Source organism: Sorangium sp. So ce281, from assembly GCF_051527395.1.
GTDB lineage: Bacteria > Myxococcota_A > Polyangia > Polyangiales > Polyangiaceae > Sorangium > Sorangium cellulosum_B.
The window spans coordinates 11,418,940-11,438,270 of sequence record NZ_CP150322.1; the positions used below are offsets into that span (position 1 = coordinate 11,418,940).

The window sequence follows — 19,331 nt, forward strand, 5'->3', positions numbered from 1 at the left end:
TCAGCCTACGTGATCACAACGTACCTACCGAGGCAGGCGCCGTCAAGGCCACCCGGACTGCGCCGCTCGTGCGCGGCCGGAGGACTCTTCTCTGCTAAAAATGCCAACAAAATGAGGGGATTCGTCAGGACGCCGTCAACATCTTACTCCGCCCAGAGCACGGACAGGTCGAGCTCGATGGCCTCGAACGGCACGACGCGAACGCGCGCGGCGTCGCGGTAGACGGGCGCGGCTCCCCAGCGGCGATCCGCGTCGAGCACGTAGGCCTCGACGGTCCGCGCGATCGGGTCGACCAGCCACGCATACCGCACGCCCTCGCGCGCGTAGATAGGCATCTTCTCGTCACGGTCGACGCTCTCCGTGGAGGCGCTCAGCACCTCGCAGATCCAGTCTGGAGCGAGCGCGAAATAGGCCGTCTCGGGCAGCTCGGGCATGCGCTCGATCCGCCAGCCGGCGAGGTCGGGCACGAGCACGTCGGCCTCCCTCGGCGCGTCCGGATCGGGGAAGTGGAGCTCGGGTTCGACAAGGCTGCGCCAGCCACCCGGGCCACCCCGCCCCCGCTGGAAGGGACCGAAGAGCTCCCCCTGCAGCGCGCTCTCGGCGCTCGCGTGCCGAGGCGCCGGTCGGGGGAACACGTGCAGGGTGCCGCGGACGAGCTCCGCCACCTTGGTCGGCGGGACGGCGCCGAGGTCGGCGTACGTGGCGCGGCGCTGCTTGTCGGCGGGCTGGCCCATGGGCGAAGCCTGCCCGGGGGCGGGCGGTGAGGCAAGGCGGTGAGCAACGGGGCCAGGTCGGGGCGGTGGCCGGGGCAGGGCTACGACCGCGATCACCAGGGCGAGCCCGAGTGCGTACGGGTTCGCTTACCGGGAGATCTGGAATGCGTCCAAGCGCTCGGGTGGCGTGATCCGGAGCGTCGGTGACGCGCACTGGCAGGAGCGCCGTCGAGCCTCTTAAGGATCATCTCGACAAGGATGCGAGGGGGTCGATGCGGACGATCAAACACATCATCGCGACGCGCGCGTCAGAGATCGTCGAAGCATGGGCCAGCGAAGCGAACAGGGCAGCGGCGGCGCGGGGGCTGGCGAGCCCCGAGCTGACGAACATGATGCCCAAGTACGTGCGGACGCTCGCGCGTGGATGGGACGGGGAGGAGGTGCGCCGCGAGCGAGACGAGCTCATCGAGCGCCATCTGTCCTCACGCTTGCGCGCTGGCTTCAGCCTCGAGGAGGCGCTGGAAGAGTTCGCCATCCTCGGGCGCGCGATCGTGCGCACCTGGGCCATCGCAGCCGCCGAAGAGCAGCCGAGCTTGGAGGAGATCGAGCGCCTCTTCGCCGAGATCCACGCCCGTTCCGTGTTCATAGCGCGCGCGTTCCGGCAACACCTCCTGGAGGACGAGCAAACCGAGAAGCGCTACCTGCGGCTGCTCCATGACCCGTTCTTGCAGCCTTTCGGCGGAGAGGCGCCCCTGTCGTCGGGGCGTTTGAGGAAGGTCCTCGAGGTCGTCATGGAGTCGATGGACGCCGATACGGCTGCGCTGCTGTTGCACGACGTCAGGACCGGGAAGCTGGAGATGGTCGCCTCGGTGGGCCTGGCCGATGAGCCGTTCGTCGAGTACGTGCGAGCCGTCGACGCATCGTCCTTCGCAGGCGCCGTCGCCTTGCAGGAGTATGCGATGTCGATGCGCGACGTGGAGACCACGTTGCTCGACGTGCCGGATAGGCTCCGGCACAGCGGCATCCACTCGCTGCTCGGCATCCGTCTCCCGCCGCAGCGTTCTCTCATGGGTGTCCTGTACATCGGCCTCCGTGAAAAGCGGACGTTCACCGCCCGTGAGACGCGGCGCATCGCGGCGGTCGGCGAGCGGCTCGCGCTCCACCTCGACAACGCCAGACTCTACACGGAGCTGCTCGAGCAGCTCGGTGCCCTGCGCGTCGCGCGCGAGCAGCGAAACCAGTTCGTCTCGGTCCTGGCGCACGATCTCCGCGGCCCGCTGTCGGCAGCGAGGATGGCTGCGACGATGCTCGCCGCGCAGCCGGACGCGAGCGGGCCGGTCGTCGCGAAGCGGGTCGAGGTCGTCGTCCGCAACCTGGATCGGGCGGACCGCATGGTGATCGATCTGCTCGACGCCGATCGGATTCACGCCGGCCGGCGTCTCTCGGTCACGCTCGAGGAGTGCAACCTGAGCGAGATCGGCCGCGAGCTCATCAACGATCTCGCTGCCGATCACCCTGGCCGCATCGTGCTGCATGCAGACGAGGGTGTCCGAGGGATCTGGGGTGCCTCGGAGCTGCGACGCGCGCTCTGGAACCTGATCTCGAACGCGCTGAAGTACGGCGCGAAGGACGCGCCGATCGCCGTCGCCATCACGAAGCTGCGGGACGGCGTCGAGATGAGCGTGCACAACGAGGGCGCGCCGATCCCGCCGGAGGCGCAAGAGACGCTGTTCGATCCGTTCATGCGCGCCGCCGGCGAGCACCGCGCGCCCGGATGGGGCCTCGGTCTGATGCTGGTACGCGCCTGCGCCGAAGCCCACGGCGGGAGCGTCCGTGTGGACAGCGCTCCCGGCCGCGGCACGACGTTCACGATGCGGCTGCCAGCGGACGCGCGGCCGGCCCAGGGCTGGACGTGAGGCGTTCTACGCCTCTCCATCGGCCGCCTTGAACAGGCAACCAGCTACGCCGGCTCTCGGAGGTGGAGCCGGGGCGTGTCTCCGCCAAGCGAGCACGAGAGGGCCGGCTTGATTGGCTCGATTCATGAGATGTTTTTCTGGATCCTGGGTGCGTTGATCTAGTTTATTGAGTTGATTCTCTGGATGTGGCTCTCGATAGTCCAGTTGAGAGAGTTGATTCTCTGGAGTTGGCTCTCGATAGTCCAGTTGAGAGAGTTGATTCTCTGGAGTTGGCCCGTATTTACCTGGAAACCTGATCTATTTTTCTTGATTTGGTCGTGTTTTGTCTCGTTTTCGCCAGGATGTCTCGATTCCTGGGGCCAACGTCCCCGTCGCACGGCGCGGCGACAGCGCCGTCGAGCTGGCGCGCGCCGCCGGCATGAGCGCCGGGATGGTCAGGCGCTGCTGTATCCTGGGACGAACCCAGCGCGCCTGGTGATCGCAGGAGGGGACCCATGGGGGACAGCGGGAACACAGGGCTCGGCACCCCCGAGCTCGCGTCGAACGAGGTGTTGAGCGCGGTCGCGGCGGGCGCGGCGACGCTCGCGCAGGGGGCGCACGGCGACGGCGTGCGCGCCCTGCAAGAGGCGCTCGGCGCTATCGGCGAGGCGATGAAGGCCGACGGCTCGTTCGGGCCGAAGACGCACGCCGCCATCGTCGCGCTGCAAGCCGCGGAGGGCCTGCCGCAGACGGGCATCGTGGACGCCGCGACGATCGCCGCCCTCGACAGGCGCCTCGGGGCCCGGCGTACGGTGGCGCTCGACGAGGCCATGGCCAGGGCCGCGGGGCTCAGCCCGGAGGAGGTGGCGGCGCTCGGGCGCACGTCAGCCGCGGTCCAGGCGGTCGCCCCGGCCTCGCGCACCGATCAGGGCTATTTCACGGACGCGCGCAGGCTCCCGCGGGTCGTGCCCGGGGCCGAGCCGGACCCGGACTCGCCGCCGCCCGCCGTGGACTCCGTCGGCGATGAGCCCGGGGCTGCTGCCGCCGGCGCGCTCGCCGCCGATCGGAGCGCGCGCCTCGACGAGGTCCGGCGCGCGCTCCGGGGCGACGCGCGCGGTCTGGCCGCGCTCGGCAGGCTGCTCGCCGCGGGCCGGCTGCACGCGGGGGCGCTGCTGCCGAACCTCGCGACCATGGCGGGCGTCCGGCGCGATGGCAGGCTCGTGCTCGAGGGGGGCATCGATCCGCACCTCGTGCTCGCGCAGACGATCCGGCACGTGGACAACCCGCTGCGCGTCAAGCAGGGGGCGCGCCACGGCACCTGCGGCGCGGGGACGATGGAGTACGTGCTGCTGCGCGCCGATCCGGCCGAGTTCACGCGGATCCTCGACGGGATCACGCGGGAGGCGGGCGAGGTGACGCTCCGCTCGGGCCGCGTGCTCAGGATGCCGCGCAACGCGATCCAGCGCGACGCCTCGGGCCGCATCGACATCGACCGGCTGTTCCAGTCCGCGCTCATGAACCACGCGACCCTGATGAGCTGGATCTTCGATTACGACAACCCCGAGGACAACGACTCGTTCTGGGCTGCTCTGGGGGGCGACTCGCGCGTCCCGCTCGGCAATTTCACGAGCCTGTTCCAGGACCTCATGGGCGGCAGCTACACGAGCGTCTCGGCGCTGCTGCGCAGCGGGACGTCCGTGGCCGACGATGTCGCCGGGGCTTTGGGGCGCGGGGAGAAGGTGCCGATTCTTCTGAAGTGGGAGGGGGGCTACCACTGGGTCGCGGGCGAGAAGATCGAGAGGGGGGCGGACGGCACGCCTGCTTCGGTGATTCTGCGCAATCCGGCGGGGTCGGATAGTTGCCAGGGCGTCCCGCCCCGGGCTCCGCTGCCGGAGGGCTGCGGGCGGTTTCGGATGAAGTATGCCGATTTTGCGGCGCATATCCACGGCGCGACCATCAGGGGGTGAACCGCGCGGGGAGGGGAGTGACGCTGCGTGGAGTAGAGGCGCGGTAATAGCGCCCCTTGCGGTTTTCTATCTCGTGGCTGATTCCCTCGGTATTTCAATATGAGCCATGCTCTAGTCATCGTTCTTATATGGGGTGCCTGACGCTCGGCAGCTTGCGTACCCTACGGCTGAAGTCTGGGGCGCGCGTCGCTTGCCAGGATCTTTCGGCACGAAGCGAACGCGCGGACAGAGCAGCATCTCAACAAGGGGTCCAGAAAGAGGCACGGGAAGCCTCTCTCGTATTTTCCAGATGAGCTCAGCGAGTGGCTGAGTTTGATTTAGCCAAGTTGCGGCATCTTCAATGGTGCACGCAAACACGGGGGGATCAAAGTGATGAAGATGGTTTCTGACTTCCTTTAGTTTCTTAAATGACTCAATTTCGTCCTGTGCGTTGTCGAGCGGCTTTCCCGTGATGGTGCCGATCCAGGTCAGTTTATCGATTAGGCGTCGGCCATGCGTCGGTCCGAGCTTCTGCTCGTCGAATCGCCACCCCAGAGATGCCGCATCGTACTTGGCCTTGTAATAGATCATGTTCAGGGTGACCTCGACAAGCGACACTGCAGCATTTAGGTGCGCCATCAGATTGCGCAACCAGACTCCGGTTCCAATGTTGAACAGCAGTTCTGAGTCCTCGACGAGCCTTCGTCGCGTGTCAAGAATGGCTTGCTGCAAGTGCAGAGTAACATTGGAGAAGGCGAACCCTTCTCGATCGAGCGCAGGGGCGATGGGAACGTTTGCCGCGAATGATGGTGAGTGGACAAGCGTTAGATGGCTGTCGTCCTGGTTGCAGGGGGGCGTGAAACGTGAGCGCGCCAACGACGCCGGAGTCCATCCAGCTATTGTTGAGCGAAGGCAACTTGAGGCCGTCGGTGTCTAGGCGTCGAGCAGAGCGTAGGTGGTCGCAAAAGCTATCAAATCTTAAGTTTGTTGATGACTCGTTAATGTGTAGCGTTTGATCGCCCCGCTTAACTGGGCGCTTCCACGAGAATCGGAAGGTCTTCGTCGCCCGCCACTGCGAGCGTGACCTGCGTCGCCCCGCAAAGTGATCCAGTAGCGCGTGAGCGACGCGTCGAACGGTGCCTTCGTCGGGATGATCCGGTGCAAACCGGAGGGGACGGTACATGCCTTGTGCTCGCTGTGGCGACGCAGACATGTCAAATGTTCGCTCGTCGATGGACATTGAATTGACCTGTGGATTGTTAGAAATGTTCATTGGGGCGATGGCGACGGCTACATGGCGTCAGAACGGGGCGGGCGCAGTCGTGCGCAGCCTCAGCTTGGCAGCATGGACCTGTTTCGTTTAGGGGAGTGTTCAGCCGAATCGCGCTGCATTTATTTCAACGAAACCACGTGTCGTTTCGACTGCTCAATGCGCTCCTGCGTGATTCGCGAACGCGTTGGGGAAGAAGGGGGCGCTCTCGTGAAGGGATGGCGGGCACGCCGAATCGCATTCGAAGGGCGTCGTCAACTTTCGCGTGCATCCCCCCACGTCAGACTCCAATTTTCGAGACCATCCGAGATGCCGTTCCGTGTCAAGAAAGAGCGGAGGACAGGATCGGGCAGGTTTGCGTGGGTTTTGAGGGGTTGAGGCCGACGTCCGCCTGCCGATTGGGGGCGCTAACCCCGCCATCTCTGTTCAGCCGAACGATGCCGTGGCGCTTCCGCTGATGCCCTCGGCGCCCACGCATTGGGCAGTGCAGGCGCCGCCTCCTCGACCCGATGCGGTCCGGAGCGCACCTGTGGCGAGTAACCCGCGTCGGGCCAGGGCGCGCGCGGGCGACCCGAGCAATCGTTCGCCGCGACGCTGCCCGGCGACGCCATGGCGGACCCACGGACCCCACGGGAAATCGCTCTGTGCACCCTTCCCCCCGCATCGTACCCTGAGCGCTGCGGCCATGGATCTCTACCCCTCGCTCCTTCAGATCGTACGGATCCTCCTCTCCGAGGACGACGACGCGAAGGCCCCCGAGCTCGTGCTCCGCCGCGTGCTCGAGGCGACGGGCGCCGATCGCGGCTTCATCGTCGTCCGTGAGGACGGCTCCTACGAGCAGAAGTTCGCGGTCCACTTCGACAAGGCGAAGATCTCCGACAAGGAGCGCAAGTTCAGCCGCGGCCTCGTGCGGCAGGCCATCGAGACGCGGCAGATCGTTCACCTCTCCAGGGACGCCGACGAGCCGCGCGCCTCGCTCCTCAAGAGCCTCGAGGAGTCGGGCGCGTCCGCCGCGCTCGTGGCGCCCCTCGCCCACGGCGCCGACGTCTATGGCGCGGTCTACGTGGAGTACAAATCCCGGGCCGCCAGCGATGAGGCGCTCCGCTTCGTCGCCGAGTTCGCCGAGCTCGCTGGGCTCTTCCTCAAGCGGGCCCTCGAGCGCGAGGCGCTGCGACGCCGGAGCCAGCGCCTCGAGCGCGATCTCTTCGCCCGCTACGACTTCGAGGGCATCGTCACGCAGGACGCCAGGATGCTCGCGCTCCTCAAGACGGTCGCGCAGGTGGCCGACTCGGACGCGACCGTGCTCGTCCGCGGGGAGACGGGCACGGGCAAGGAGCTCATCGCCCGCGCGCTCCACGTGAACAGCCCGCGGCGCAGCAAGGCCTGCGTCACGCTGCACACCTCGGCGCTGCCGGGCACCATCCTCGAGTCGGAGCTCTTCGGCCACGTCAAAGGCGCGTTCACCGGGGCCGACCGGGACCGCGTCGGGCGGGTCGCGTCGGCGCAGGGAGGCACGCTCTTCCTCGACGAGGTGGCGGAGATCGCGCCCGAGGTGCAGGCGAAGCTCCTGCGCTTCCTGCAGTTCGGAGAGATCCAGCGCGTGGGCTCCGACCGGACCGACAAGGTCGATGTCCGCGTGATCGCGGCGACCCACCAGGATCTGCCGGCGCTCGTCGAGGCAGGGAAGTTCCGGCGCGATCTGTACTTCCGGCTCAAGGTGATCGAGATCGAGATTCCGCCGCTGCGCGAGCGCGCGGGCGATGTCCCGCTCCTCGTCGAGCATTTCCTCCGCACCTGCTGGAAGCGCCCCGGCGAGCGGCCCCGCTTCACGGAGCGCGCCGCGCGCGCGCTCCGCGAGCATGCTTATCCGGGCAACGTGCGCGAGCTCGCCCACGTGGTGGAGCGCGCGTGCATCCTGGCGACGGGGCCGGAGCTCGACGTGGATCTGCTCCCGTCCGATGTGGCTCAGCCAGCAGGACCCGGGCCGCTGGCGCCGCGCTTCTCGCGGCTCTCCGCCGACGAGCTCGATGCGGCGCGCGAGGCGGGCGTCGCCGAGCTGGAGCGTGCGTTCCTCGTGGCGCTGATGGATCGACACGGAGGGAACGTGTCGCAGGCGGCGCGGGAATCCGGGTTCAACCGGACCTACCTGCAGAAGCTCCTGGCGAAGCACCGGGTGGCCGGCGCAGGTGGCCGGCGCCCTGCCTTCGATGGGTGACGGACGCCGCCGGCCTTTGAACCGCCAAGCCGGATGCGTCGGTCAAGACCGGCATGAGGGAGCAGGTGAGCCACGAGGAGCAGCACCAGCAAATCACAGCCTGCGAGAGCCTTCTCGCGTTTCAGCGCCTGCGGCGGCGCGTGAAGAGGGCGCCCAGGGCCACGAGGGCCGCGAAGCCGCTCCCGCTATTCTTCGCGGATCCGCGTGCGGCGCTGCAGCCGTCGCCCGGCTCTTCGCCGTCGCTGGAGCCGCCGGTGCCGCTCACGCCACCCATACCGCCCTGACCGCCGGTGCCGGCCATTCCACCGGCGCCGCCTGCGCTTCCGCCCTCGCCTGCGCTTCCGCCGGCGCCGCCTGCGCTTCCGCCCTCGCCTGCGCTTCCGCCGGCGCCGCCTGCGCTTCCGCCCTCGCCTGCGCTTCCACCGGCGCCGCCTGCGCTCCCGCCCTCGCCTGCGCTTCCGCCGGCGCCGCCTGCGCTCCCGCCCTCGCCTGCGCTTCCGCCGGCGCCGCCTGCGCTCCCGCCCTCGCCTGCGCTTCCGCCGGCGCCGCCTGCGCTCCCGCCCTCGCCTGCGCCTACGCTTCCGCCGGAGCCGCCGGAGCCGCCGGAGCCGCCCATACCGCCGGACCCGCCCGCGCCTGCGCTTCCGCCGCTGCCCTCCGGGGTGACGCCGCCCTCGTAAACCTCCGTGGTTGCATGCGCCTCGGGGTCGCCGTCCCCGGACGAGCAACCTCCCAGTAGCCCCCCGAAGACCAGGACGCGATTGCCATCGAGCAGCACGGACGACGGAGAGCTGCGTAGCCTGCTCAGGTTCGGCACCATCGACCAGCCATTCGTCACGGGGTCGTACACCGCGGCGCTCCGGAGGTCGCACTGGCTGCCGCCCGTCCATTCCGTGCCGCCCGCGATGAGCACCATTCCGTTTCCGAGCAGCGTGGCCGTATGACGTCGGCGCGCGACGTCCAGGGGCCCGGTCAGCGTCCAGTCATTCGTCGCCGGCTCGTAGACCTGCGCGTGCGGGACGTGCGGCGCGCCCATGACCAGCACCCGACCATCACCGAGCAGCGTCGCCGTGAAATCGGCGGGCGGCATGAGCAACGCCTGCGTCGGCGTCCAGGTGTTCGTGGCCGGGTCATACCGATCGGCGCCGTTGCCGCTCACCACGAGCACGCCGCCGTCGAGCAGCCTCGTCGCCCGGTGCCCGGAATGCGCGAAGGTCAGCGTCCCCGCCGGGGAGAACGTCTCCGTGGCCGGGTCGTAGAGCTCCGCCGTCGCCGGATTGCCAGCGCCGCCGCTCACCAGCACCTTCCCGTTTTGCAAGAGGACCGCCGAGTGCCCCGAGCGCGAGACGCCGAGCGAGCCCGTCGCGTCCCAGGACCTCGTCGTCGGATCGTAGAGCTCGGCGACCGCCGTCCCGCCGCCCACGACGAGGATACGATCGTCGGGGAGCCGCAAGACAGCGACGCTCGGATCGTGGTGCGCGACCATGGCGCCGGTGAGCGTCCACGTATCGCTCGCCGGATCGTATGCCTCGGCCGTCGACGGAGAATCACCGCCCACGACGAGGATCTCGCCGGTCGAGACCCGGATCGACGCGGGCTTGCGGCGCGCCTGCGAGAGCGACGCGACGCCGCTCCAGGCGTTCGTCGCCGGATCGTAGAGGTCCGCGGACAGGGTATCGTTCCAGTCGTTGTCGTACCCGCCGGCCACGAGCACGCGGCCATCGGCGAGCTCGGCCCACGTGCCGTCTTGCCGCGGCACGGGCATGTTCCCGGCCGGCGTCCACGAGGACTGACAGCCGACCGGCAACGCCCCGACGCAAGCGCCCGCCTGGCAGACGCCGTTCGCCGTGCAGCCGTCGGCGCTGCCGCAAACGGCTCCGCTCAGCGGCGTGCAGGTGCCGTTCGCCGACGCGCCTGCGCTCACCGCGCACGCGTCACACGCGCCCGCGTCACACGCGGCATCGCAGCAGACACCGTCGACGCAGAAGCCGCTCGCGCATTCGCCCGCGAAGAGGCAGGAATCGCCCGGGGCCGCGAGGGTGAGCCTCTCGACGGTCGCGCTCCCGCCGCCGGCCACGAGCACCCGCCCGCCTGCGAGCGCCGTGGCGGTGTGGCGGCTCCGGTCCATGTTCAGGTACTTGCCGAGCGACCACCTCCCGCTCGCCGGATCGTAGACCTCCGTGAGCGCGCCGCCGCCGGCGACCAGCACCCGGCCATCGTCGAGCGGCGTGGCCGTGTGGTTGTGGTGGGGGACGTTCATCGGCGTCGCGGTCGTCCAGGTACCGCTCGCCGGATCGTAGAGCGCCGCGCTGCGGTTCGTGGAGGAGAACCCCTCACCACCGTAATCGGTGTAGCCGCCGGCGACGAGCACCTTGCCATTCGCGAGGAGCGTCGCGGTGTGCCCTTCCCGATTCTGGATCGAGCCCGCGGCGGTCCACGTATTCGTGACGGGATCGTAGATCTCCGCGCTGCCGATGGGGTCGCCGGATGCGTCCACCCCGGCCACCACGAGGACCTTGCCGTTCGGCAGGAGCGTGGCCGTGTGGGAGGAGCGCACGTGCGCCAACGGGCCCGCGGCGGTCCACGTATTCGTGACGGGATCGTAGATCTCGCTCGAGCCCATCACCCACTCTTCGAACTCGCCGGCGGCCACGAGGATCCGGCCGTCGGGCAGGAGCGTCGCGGTGTGGCGTTCGCGCGGCGTGAGGAGCGGCGCGGCGAGCGTCCATGCATCCCTGGCGGGGTCGTAGATCTCCACGACCTCGGTCACGCCGCCGGCCACGACGACCCTGCCGTCCGGAAGGAGCGTCGCGGTGTGGCCGGTGTGCCGCGTGCTCATCGGCGCGACGAGCACCCATGTATTCGTCGCGGGGTCGTACACCTCGGCCGTCTCGCTCGCTCCGCCGGCCACGAGGACCCTCCCGTCGAGCAAACGTGTCGCCGTGTGCCTGCTCCGGGCGACGTTCATCGGCGGCGCCATGTCCCAGCGTGGCGCCGTGAGCGCGGCGACAGCCGCCCCGATGCCTTGCTCCTTCACGCGGCTTCGCGGGGTATCGGCGTCATCGCAGCCGAGCGCCGCAGCGAGCGGCGCGACGAGGAGGACGGGGGCGAAGCGGCGCAAGAACGAGGCTGAACGCATGCTCGACGATAGCAATCTCGATGCTCTAGCTGTCAAGAAAAATGGGCTCCTCCGTGGAATCTGTGAGTGCATGGTTCGCTCAAGGGCATAACGACGTGCGAATCAGCCGGAGGGGGCCCAGCCGTCCAGCCCCGCCACGCGGCTGGACGCAGCGTCGGGTGCGTCCGCTGGTTGGGCCGTCTAACTCAGCACCTTTATCGCTGAAGCGGTGGCGGAGCCCATCCATTAAGGACGCCAGGGACGCCAAGAGAATCTCAAGTACCTTGGCGTCTTATGGCGTCTTGGCGGTTCCATCATTCCGGCAGGACAGGGGAATTCCCCTGCCACCCGCTCGGGAGCTCCTCCCCGAGCGCGGCCCCCCTCGTCACCGCGCGCCGCCGTGCGCCGCGAGCCACCCGTTCGCCGCCGTGAGCGCGTGCTTCGCGTACTCCCCCTCTTCGGCCGCATAGGCGTCGCGCGCCTGGGTCGCGAGCTCCATCGCCCGCGCCCGGTCCCGCGCCGAGCCCCAGAGCGCCCGGGCCGCGTGGAAGCGCGTGTCCGCGAGCTCGATCGGAGAGACACCCTCGCTTTTCGCCGCATAGATGGCGAGCGCCCGCTCGGCGAACGGGCGCGCCTTTCCCGGCTCGCCCTTCTCGTTGTAGGCGCTGGCGATCCCCGTGAGCATCGACGCGACCGCATGCGAGCTCGGGCCCACGGCCTTCTCCTGGATCGCCGCGGCGCGCTCGAGGCGCACAAGGCCCTCGGCGTACCGCTTCTGCGCGACGAGCGCGCTCCCCAGGTTGGCGAGCGAAGAGGCCACGCTCGCGTGATCGGGGCCGAGCGCCTTCTCGCGGATCGCGAGCGACCGCTCGTAATAAGGCGTCGCCTCGGCGAACTTCTGCTGCATCTCCAGGACGGCCCCGATGTTGTTGAGGGATCCCGCGACGTCGGGGTGATCGGGGCCGAGTGCCTTCTCCCGGATGGCGAGCACCCGCTCGTGAGCACGCCTGGCCGCGTCGGTCTCGCCGAGCATGACGAGCGCATTGCCGAGGTTGTTGACCGAGGCCGCAAGGAACGGGTGATCGGGGCCGAGCGCCGTCTCCTGGATGGCGATGGCGCGCTCGATCCGGGGCAACGCATCTCGGTACTTGCCCTGGGTGTTGAAGAGGCGACCCAGGCTGTTGAGCGTGAGCGCGACGCTCGGATGAGAGGCGCCCAGCGTCTCCTCCCGGACCGCGAGCGCTCGCGTGGTTGCGCGCTCCGCGTCGTCGAACCGCTCGAGGTGGAGGAGGACGGTGCCCAGGCGGCTCCACGTCGCCCCGACCTCGGGGTGGCTCGGGCCGAGGGCCTTCTCGAGCCCGGCCAGGGCGCGCTCGACGTGCTGCGCTGCCTCGCCGTACTTCCCCTGTTCGTCGAGGACGCTGCCCAGCGTGCCGAGCAGCCGCGCGCTCGCCAGCGCGTCGCCCCCGGTCCGCTCGACCGCGCCCTCGGCGGCCAGCTGCAGCGCGAGCGCGTCGGCGTGCCGGCCTCCCAGGTAGCCGACCACGTAGATGAGCTGCGGCCATGCCTCCGCCGCGAGGGCGTCGTCCCTGGCCCGCGCCGCCGCGCGCAGCGCCTCGCGGAGCGCCGCCTCCGCGGCCGGGGCGTCGTGCGCGTCCCGCGCCGCGCGCCCGAGCATCAACAGCGCCTCCGCCTCGATCGGGGCGTGGTCCGCCGCGCGGGCCTCGTCGGCGAGCGGCCGCGCGAGCGCGAGCGCCTCGCGGAACTTGCCGGCCTCGTCGAGGGCCCTGACCTCGGCCAGGCGACCCCGCAGCGCGTCGATGCGGGCCCGCGCCGCGGCGTCCGCGGGCGGCGGGACCGCCGCGGTCAGCGCGCCCGCGTCCGCGCAGCGCTCGAGGCCCGGGAGCGCGAGCGACGCCTCGATCGATCGATCGAGCACCTCGGCGTCCGCCCCGTGCGCGAAGAGCGCCGTGAGCGCCCCCATCTCCTGGCGGCGGCGCTCCAGGCACAGCGTCCGGAGATCGAGCAGCCCGGCCGACTGATCGCCCCGCACATGCGTGGCCTCGCACGAGTCGGCGTACATCGCGACCCACGCGCGCGCTCGATCGCCCAGCGCCTTCTCCACGCGCCGGTACGTGTCCTCCGCGTACGGCCGCCCGGTGCCGGCGAACGCTGCCCGCACCTTCGCCATCGTCGCCTCGTCCCAGACGCCCGCGAGCCTCGCCTCGCCGCCCTTGCAGAGCCTGTCCGCAGGCTGCCGCGCGAACGCGAACACGAGGAGGCCCGCGAGCGCGAGCCCCGACGCCGCGACGAGCCCGCGCCTCCACGCCGCCGCCGGATCCTTCGAGAGATCGGCGAGCAGCGCGTCCATGTCGGGGTATCGCGCGTCCCTGTCGACGGAGAGCCCGCGCTCGAGACAGCGGCGGATCCGCGCCGGCATCTCGGCCCCTCGCGGCGGCTCTCGTACCCGCCCGAGCGCCACGTTCTCGCGCAGCTCGTCGTAGGTCTTGCCGGCGAACGGGCGCTCGCCCGCGAGCGCCTCCCAGAGCGACACGCAGAACGCATACTGATCGGCCCGCGCATCCGCGGCCTCTCGGCGGTGCTGCTCGGGCGCCATGTAGACCGGCGTCCCCAGGAACGAGCCCGAACGCGTGAGCGCGGCCTCGATCCCCGCCTCCGCGGGGCCGCCGCCGGCCTCGCTTTCGGCGAGCCCCGCGAGCCCGAAATCGGTGACGCGCACGCGGCCGTCGGCGCCGACAAGGACGTTGTCGGGCTTGAAATCGCGGTGCACGAGGCCCGCGTGGTGCACCTGCGACAGCCCCTTTCCCGCCTGGAGGAAGGCCGCCACGACCTCCGAGGCGGGCCGCCGCTTCTCCGCGCAGAACGCGCGCAGCGTCCGGCCGTCGACGTGCTCCATCACGACGCGCACCTGCCCGGCCGAGGCGTCGACCTCGTGCACCGTGACGACGTTGGGGTGCTTGATCCTCGCCATGGCCTGCGCCTCGCGGACGAGCCGCGCGAGCGCCGTCGCCGCGCCCGATCGCCCCAGCACCTCGGGCCGCAGCACCTTGATCGCCACGTCGCGGCCGAGCACGTGATCGCGCGCTCGCACCACCACGCCCATGCCGCCCTCGCCGAGGCGATCGATCACCTCGAACCGGCCGAGCTTCGTGCCCGGGCGCAGATCGAGCGGCGCCTCGGATCCGGGCGGCACCGGAGGCTCGGACGCTCCCCCGTCCGGGGCGACAACGGTGCTTGCGAGCGGATCGATCGTGACGCTCGAGGATGCGTGCTCGTCGCGGGAGGTCGACTGCCTCGACGGGGGCTCCTCGGCGGTCGTGGAGCGCGGCTGCGGCTCCTCCGAGAGCAGCGCCTCGCAGCGGGTGCAACGCGGGTTGAACGGCGAGTTCTCCGCGCTGCACCCCGGGCAGATGATCACGCTCTCGCCCAGGCTCACAGGACGCTGTGTAGCATGCCACGTCGCGGCCTGCGGTTCCTGCGTCGCCCTCTTCAGGGGGGGTACTTTGATTGAAGGTGCGGTCTTTTGAACCGCCAAGGCGCCGAGGGCGCCAAGAAAATCTCAATTATCTTGGCGTCTTATGGCGCCTTGGCGGTTCCATCATCCCGGCAGGGCGGGGGAGAGGCGGCTACCAGCAGGTCGGCTGACCCTGGCAGCAACCGGGCTCCCCGGGCTCGCAGGTCTGCTCGTCGCAGTCCGCCAGGCAGGCATCCCGCTCGGCGGTGCAAAGTTCGCGGTCTTCGCCCTCGCTCGACTGGATGCAGGCCAGGAAGAACCTGACGCACCGGCCCTTGCAGTTGATCAGCTCCTGGCTCGCCTCGCCCACCTCGACGTCGGGGGACGGCTCCTCGGCGACCTCGACCTGACAGCCGAACAGGGTGAAGCTCGCCAGCAGCGACGCGAGAAGGACAATCATGGATCGTTGGGTGACGCGAGTGAACATTCGACTCTCCTCGATGGTGACCGGACAGGTGGAACAGCGATACGGTTTTGCGGTTTTGCAGGTGCCATGCCACGGCCAACGGGCCGGGCGTCCGTCGGCGAGCTCCCGCGTTTACGCCGAAAACGAGGCCTATCGCTCCCCGGATCTCCGGAGCTGAGCACGAGGCTGCCGAGCCCCCTGTCTCTCTGGAGGAGACACCTGTTCCTCGCGGAGAACAGCGCGCCGGCTCGCGGCGAACAACCACGACGTGAGCTCATCATCCGATGAGAGCGTCCTGAGCTCCACTCCCTCCACCAAGAGAGAAACGCCTTGTACGGCGAGGATCAGCCGCCGAGCCACCGCCGCGCGAGCTCGAGCGTGCGGGCGTTGTCGGGGACGTGCTGGAGAAAGCGCTCGCGCCAGGCCGGGTCGCAGAGCTTCTCGGCGCGCGCGAGCAGGGCCGTCCTGGCCGCGCCGATCGCGGCGGCGGCCTCGTCGTGCCTACCGCTCGCGGAGAGCACCTCGGCGCAGGTCAGGCGGACGAACGACTCGCCCTCTTCGATGGTTCCGAACGACTCCAGCGTGGCGTTGGCGTCGGCTGCTGTCCGGACTGCCTCGTCGATGCGGCCGAGTCCGAGCAGCACGCGCGCGAGGACCGCAAAGGCCTGCACGCCGAGCGTCGGTATGCTGGGAGCGAGCGAGACGGCAGCGCGCGCTTCGCGCTCCGCGGTCTCGAGATCGCCGGCGGCGAGGGCGATCCTCCCGAGGCAGCAGCGGGACATCATCTCCACACGCGCGCCGCTCGCTTCCCGGCTCGGCGTGACGCTCGCTTCTGCGAGCCTCCGCGCCTCGGCCAGCTGCCCGCGATGCGTGAGGATCTGCGCGAGGTTCGACTCCACGACGATCTTGAGATCCCAGAGCTGCAACCGGTCGGTTTCGTCCCTGGATGCGCGCAGCAACGACTCCGCCCTCTCGAAGTCGCCGAGCTCCGCGTAGAAAAATCCGAGATTTGCTCGGGCGCTGCAGGTATTGCGACGATCGCCAGCCTGGTCAAAGGCGGACAGCGCGGTCTCCAGGCGGTTCGCGGCGGCGCTGAGATCACCAGTGCACATCGCGTAGCACGCGCGCGCGTCGTGGAGGCGTCCAATCACCCCTATGTCTTGTATCCCTGATTTTGCGAGAGCGCGCTCGACGGTCTCCATCAGAGCGTCCCCTTCGGCATAACGCCCCCACATGGTCACCACCATCGAACCGGCGATGAGACAGGTGAGCTTGACGCACTGAGCGTTGCCCGCGGCTTGTGTATCCGCCGCCATGGCCAGCCATCGCTCCAGCGCGTCGAACGATCCCTGCTTGGACGAGGCCAGGCACATCTGCTCGATGGCTGAGAACCATGTGGTCGAGCCTCGCTCGACCCGCTCGATCGCCTCCAGGCCTCGCTCCACGGCGAGGGCGGAATCGCCGCTCCATACATGCGCTTCGGCTTGAACTCGGCGGAGCCTGCCCGCGGTCTCTCCGGCGGCGCCGCAGCCGATGCCGCGATCGGCCCGCTCCAGCGCCGTGCGCAGATCGTTGCCGCGAAGCGCCTCTTCAGCGGCGCGCAGGTACGCCTCTGCCGCCCGCGCCGGCGCGCCGCCGAGCTCGAAGTGCTCCGCGAGCGCCATCGCGTCTGCGCCGCCGGTCCGTTCCAGCCAGTCGCCCGCGAGCGCGTGGCCGACACGGCGATCGCGCTCGGTGAGCATGCCATACGCGGCTTCCCGGACCAGCGCATGGTGGAACCCGTACTCCACCTCGCCTGCGACACGCGCCTCGTGGCGCCGCAGGATGAGCTCCCGCCGCGCGAGCTCGCCCAGCCGCGGCGCCACCGGCGCGCCGCCCACGAGGGCGGCAATTCCACCCTCCCAGAACGTCTCACCGAAGACGCTCGCCGCGCGCAGCACGCGCCGCCCTTCGACGTCCAGCGCCTCGAGCCGCGCCTGCACCATGGCGAGCGCCGTCTCGGGCATGCCCGCGCTCCTGCCCTCGGCGACCGCGCGGATCTGCTCCTCCAGCATGAACGCGTTGCCGTCGGCGCAGGAGAGGAGCCTCTCGATCTGCTCGGCGCCGATGCCATCCCCGAGCACCTCCCGCACGAGCCGCTCACCCGCGCGCCGGGGCAGCGGCGCGAGGCTGAGACGGAGGCCCTGGCGCTCGCTCCAGAGCGCCGGGAAGAGCTCGTCGACCTCTGGACGAGCGAGCGCCAGGACGAACAAGGGCAGGTCCCTGGCGTGCCGGAGCGCGGCGTCGATCAAGGTCACCGTGGGCAGATCGCCCCAGTGGAGGTCCTCCAGCACCACGAGCACCGGCTGCCGCTGGCACTCGGCCCTGACGAAGTCCACGAACGCCTCGCGGAGGCGATCGCCCATCAGCATCGGGTTCTGCCGCGCCGCGCTGAGCTGCACGTCGCCTTCGTCGGGGAACGCCGTCCCGACGAGCTCGCCGAGGAACGCCGCGACGTGCGGGCGCTTGGCCCCGAGCCCCTCGAGCTGCTCGACCCGGTCGCGCACCTTGCTCCGCCGCACCTCCAGCGGCTCGCCGTCGAGGATGCGCATGGCGCGGCGGAGCGCCTGGGACAGCAGGCCGAACGCGGAGCCGGCCGCCATCGGATCGGCCCTGCCGATCCAGATCTCGGCGGCCTCGCGCCGCTCCTCGAGGGCGCGGAGGAACTCCCAGGCGAGGCGCGACTTGCCAAGACCGGGGGCGCCCACGACGACCACGGCGCTCGCGGAGCCCTCGTCCACGCAGTGGCGCCACTCGGCCGCGAGCTGAGAGAGCTCGCGCTCGCGCCCCACACAGGGCGTCGGCTTCCCGAGCAACTTGGGGACGGTGTCCGGCTCCGCCTTGGGGCCGCGAAGCCAGCATCCTCCGGGCTCGCGCGCCGTATCGAAGCGGCTCGCGAGCAGGCTCGCCGTCGCTTCGTCGAGCCGGATGCCCGAGGGCAGCGGGCCGTCACGCCCGGCGATGAGCTGCGCCACGCGATCGACGAGCGCGCCGACAGGCAACCTCCCCTCGATCTCCGCCAGCCCCGTGGCGACGGCCATGGGTGCGCGGCCAAGCTCCGTCCGGAGCGCGAGCGCGCAGTGGGCCGCTCGCACCGCGAGGTCGGTCGGGGACTCGGCGCCCGACAGCGCGACGAGCAGCCAGCGCGATTGGAGCACATCGAGGCTCCCGCCGTGGCGCGCCACGATGTCCCGCAGCGCCTGGGTCCGCGCGGCGCCCTCGGCGTCCGAGAGCGTGGCGTCTGTCTCGTCTGTGCCGTTGGCGGTCAGGATGACACACATGACCCTGCGCTCGGCCGTCGTGATCGCCTCGCTCGACGCGGACGGCGCCGAGACGGCGCCCGCTCCGCCGTGGCGCCCGTCGGCCAGCACGGCGAGCTCCGCTGCGACGGCGGCGCCGTCGCGCGGCCGCTGCGCTGCCTCCTTCGACAGCATCCGCGTCACCAGGCGCTCGAACGGCTCGGGGATGTCGCCGCGGAGCTCCCCGAGCCGCGGTGGATCTTCCAGGACGACCTTCACGAGCAGCGCGAGCACGCTGCCGCCCAGGAACGGCGGGCGCCCGGCGAGGCACTGGAACAGCACGCATCCGAGCGCGAACACGTCGGCGCGGGCGTCGACGGCCAGGTCGCCGCGCGCCTGCTCGGGGGAGATGTACCCGGGCGTTCCGAGGATCGCTCCGGGCGACGTGAGGCTCAGCTCGAGCCGGAGATTGCGCGCGATACCGAAGTCGAGCAACGTGACTCGCTCGACGTCGCCATCGACGAGCATCAGGTTGCTCGGCTTGAGGTCGCGGTGAACGATGCCGAGGCCATGGACGGCGCCAAGCGTCGCCGCCACGCGCGCGGCCAGCGTCACGCTCTCGTCGAACGTCAGCGGTCCTTCGGCGAGCCGCTCCTCCAGGGTGACGCCTTCGAGCCACTCCATGGCCAGGTACGGCTGCCCCGCGCCGGTCACGCCGTGCGCGACATACTGCACGACGCCGGGCAACCGCAGCGTGACGAGCGCCTCCGCCTCTCGCGCGAACCGGCGCAGATCGCGCTCGCTCGCGCCCCGCAGGACCTTGAACGCGATCGCCTCTCCCGAGAGCCGATCGCGCGCGCGGTACACGTCCCCCATCCCGCCGGAGGCGGCCAGACGCTCGACTTCGAACCGATCCTCGACGAGGTCCAGCACGTGCATGGCGCTTCCTATGTAC

The 19,331-nt window shown here is 70.2% G+C and carries 9 protein-coding genes; 3 read left to right on the forward strand and 6 right to left on the reverse strand.

Translation table 11 applies throughout. The features are described 5' to 3' along the window. Window positions 1–143 precede the first annotated feature (143 nt). The gene (locus WMF27_RS43825; protein ID WP_437762926.1) at window positions 144–734 is read right to left on the reverse strand and encodes a Uma2 family endonuclease; all 591 of its coding nucleotides are present in this window, start codon (window positions 732–734) and stop codon (window positions 144–146) included. 251 nt (window positions 735–985) lie between these two features. On the opposite strand from WMF27_RS43825, the gene WMF27_RS43830 reads away from it, so the two are divergent. Continuing rightward, the gene (locus tag WMF27_RS43830) at window positions 986–2,629 is read left to right on the forward strand and encodes an ATP-binding protein (RefSeq protein WP_437762925.1); all 1,644 of its coding nucleotides are present in this window, start codon (window positions 986–988) and stop codon (window positions 2,627–2,629) included. Between the two features lie 494 nt (window positions 2,630–3,123). Beyond that, window positions 3,124–4,575 (forward strand): peptidoglycan-binding domain-containing protein, encoded by a 1,452-nt coding sequence (locus WMF27_RS43835; protein WP_437762924.1) that lies wholly within the window; start codon window positions 3,124–3,126, stop codon window positions 4,573–4,575. A 111-nt stretch (window positions 4,576–4,686) separates the two neighbouring features. On the opposite strand, the gene WMF27_RS43840 is transcribed toward WMF27_RS43835, so the two are convergent. Then, window positions 4,687–5,286 carry a hypothetical protein gene (locus WMF27_RS43840; RefSeq protein WP_437762923.1) on the reverse strand — a complete coding sequence of 200 codons (600 nt, stop codon included), beginning with the start codon at window positions 5,284–5,286 and terminating at the stop codon, window positions 4,687–4,689. Between the two features lie 1,223 nt (window positions 5,287–6,509). Between WMF27_RS43840 and WMF27_RS43845 the strand changes: the two genes are divergently transcribed. Beyond that, window positions 6,510–8,039 (forward strand): sigma-54-dependent Fis family transcriptional regulator, encoded by a 1,530-nt coding sequence (locus tag WMF27_RS43845; protein ID WP_437762922.1) that lies wholly within the window; start codon window positions 6,510–6,512, stop codon window positions 8,037–8,039. Window positions 8,040–8,160: 121 nt separating this feature from the next. Here the strand turns inward: WMF27_RS43845 and WMF27_RS43850 are convergent, their stop codons facing one another. The 4 genes from WMF27_RS43850 to WMF27_RS43865 all read right to left on the reverse strand — a co-directional run bounded on the left by WMF27_RS43850 (window position 8,161) and on the right by WMF27_RS43865 (window position 19,315). Further along, the gene (locus WMF27_RS43850) at window positions 8,161–11,178 is read right to left on the reverse strand and encodes a Kelch repeat-containing protein (protein WP_437943567.1); all 3,018 of its coding nucleotides are present in this window, start codon (window positions 11,176–11,178) and stop codon (window positions 8,161–8,163) included. A gap of 364 nt (window positions 11,179–11,542) precedes the next feature. Then, window positions 11,543–14,614 (reverse strand): tetratricopeptide repeat protein, encoded by a 3,072-nt coding sequence (locus tag WMF27_RS43855; RefSeq protein ID WP_437762920.1) that lies wholly within the window; start codon window positions 14,612–14,614, stop codon window positions 11,543–11,545. A 190-nt stretch (window positions 14,615–14,804) separates the two neighbouring features. After that, complete coding sequence (locus WMF27_RS43860) at window positions 14,805–15,092, reverse strand: hypothetical protein (protein WP_437762919.1); 288 nt, start codon at window positions 15,090–15,092, stop codon at window positions 14,805–14,807. 350 nt (window positions 15,093–15,442) lie between these two features. Beyond that, complete coding sequence (locus tag WMF27_RS43865) at window positions 15,443–19,315, reverse strand: protein kinase domain-containing protein (RefSeq protein ID WP_437762918.1); 3,873 nt, start codon at window positions 19,313–19,315, stop codon at window positions 15,443–15,445. Window positions 19,316–19,331: the final 16 nt, after the last annotated feature.

Excerpts from the sequence above, each read along its gene's own strand:
- WMF27_RS43825 (WP_437762926.1), bottom strand. The coding sequence starts at position 734 with ATGGGCCAGCCCGCCGACAAGCAGCGCCGCGCCACGTACGCCGACCTC.
- WMF27_RS43830 (WP_437762925.1), top strand. The coding sequence starts at position 986 with ATGCGGACGATCAAACACATCATCGCGACGCGCGCGTCAGAGATCGTC.
- WMF27_RS43835 (WP_437762924.1), top strand. The coding sequence starts at position 3,124 with ATGGGGGACAGCGGGAACACAGGGCTCGGCACCCCCGAGCTCGCGTCG.
- WMF27_RS43845 (WP_437762922.1), top strand. The coding sequence starts at position 6,510 with ATGGATCTCTACCCCTCGCTCCTTCAGATCGTACGGATCCTCCTCTCC.
- WMF27_RS43850 (WP_437943567.1), bottom strand. The coding sequence starts at position 11,178 with ATGCGTTCAGCCTCGTTCTTGCGCCGCTTCGCCCCCGTCCTCCTCGTC.
- WMF27_RS43860 (WP_437762919.1), bottom strand. The coding sequence starts at position 15,092 with ATGATTGTCCTTCTCGCGTCGCTGCTGGCGAGCTTCACCCTGTTCGGC.
- WMF27_RS43865 (WP_437762918.1), bottom strand. The coding sequence starts at position 19,315 with ATGCACGTGCTGGACCTCGTCGAGGATCGGTTCGAAGTCGAGCGTCTG.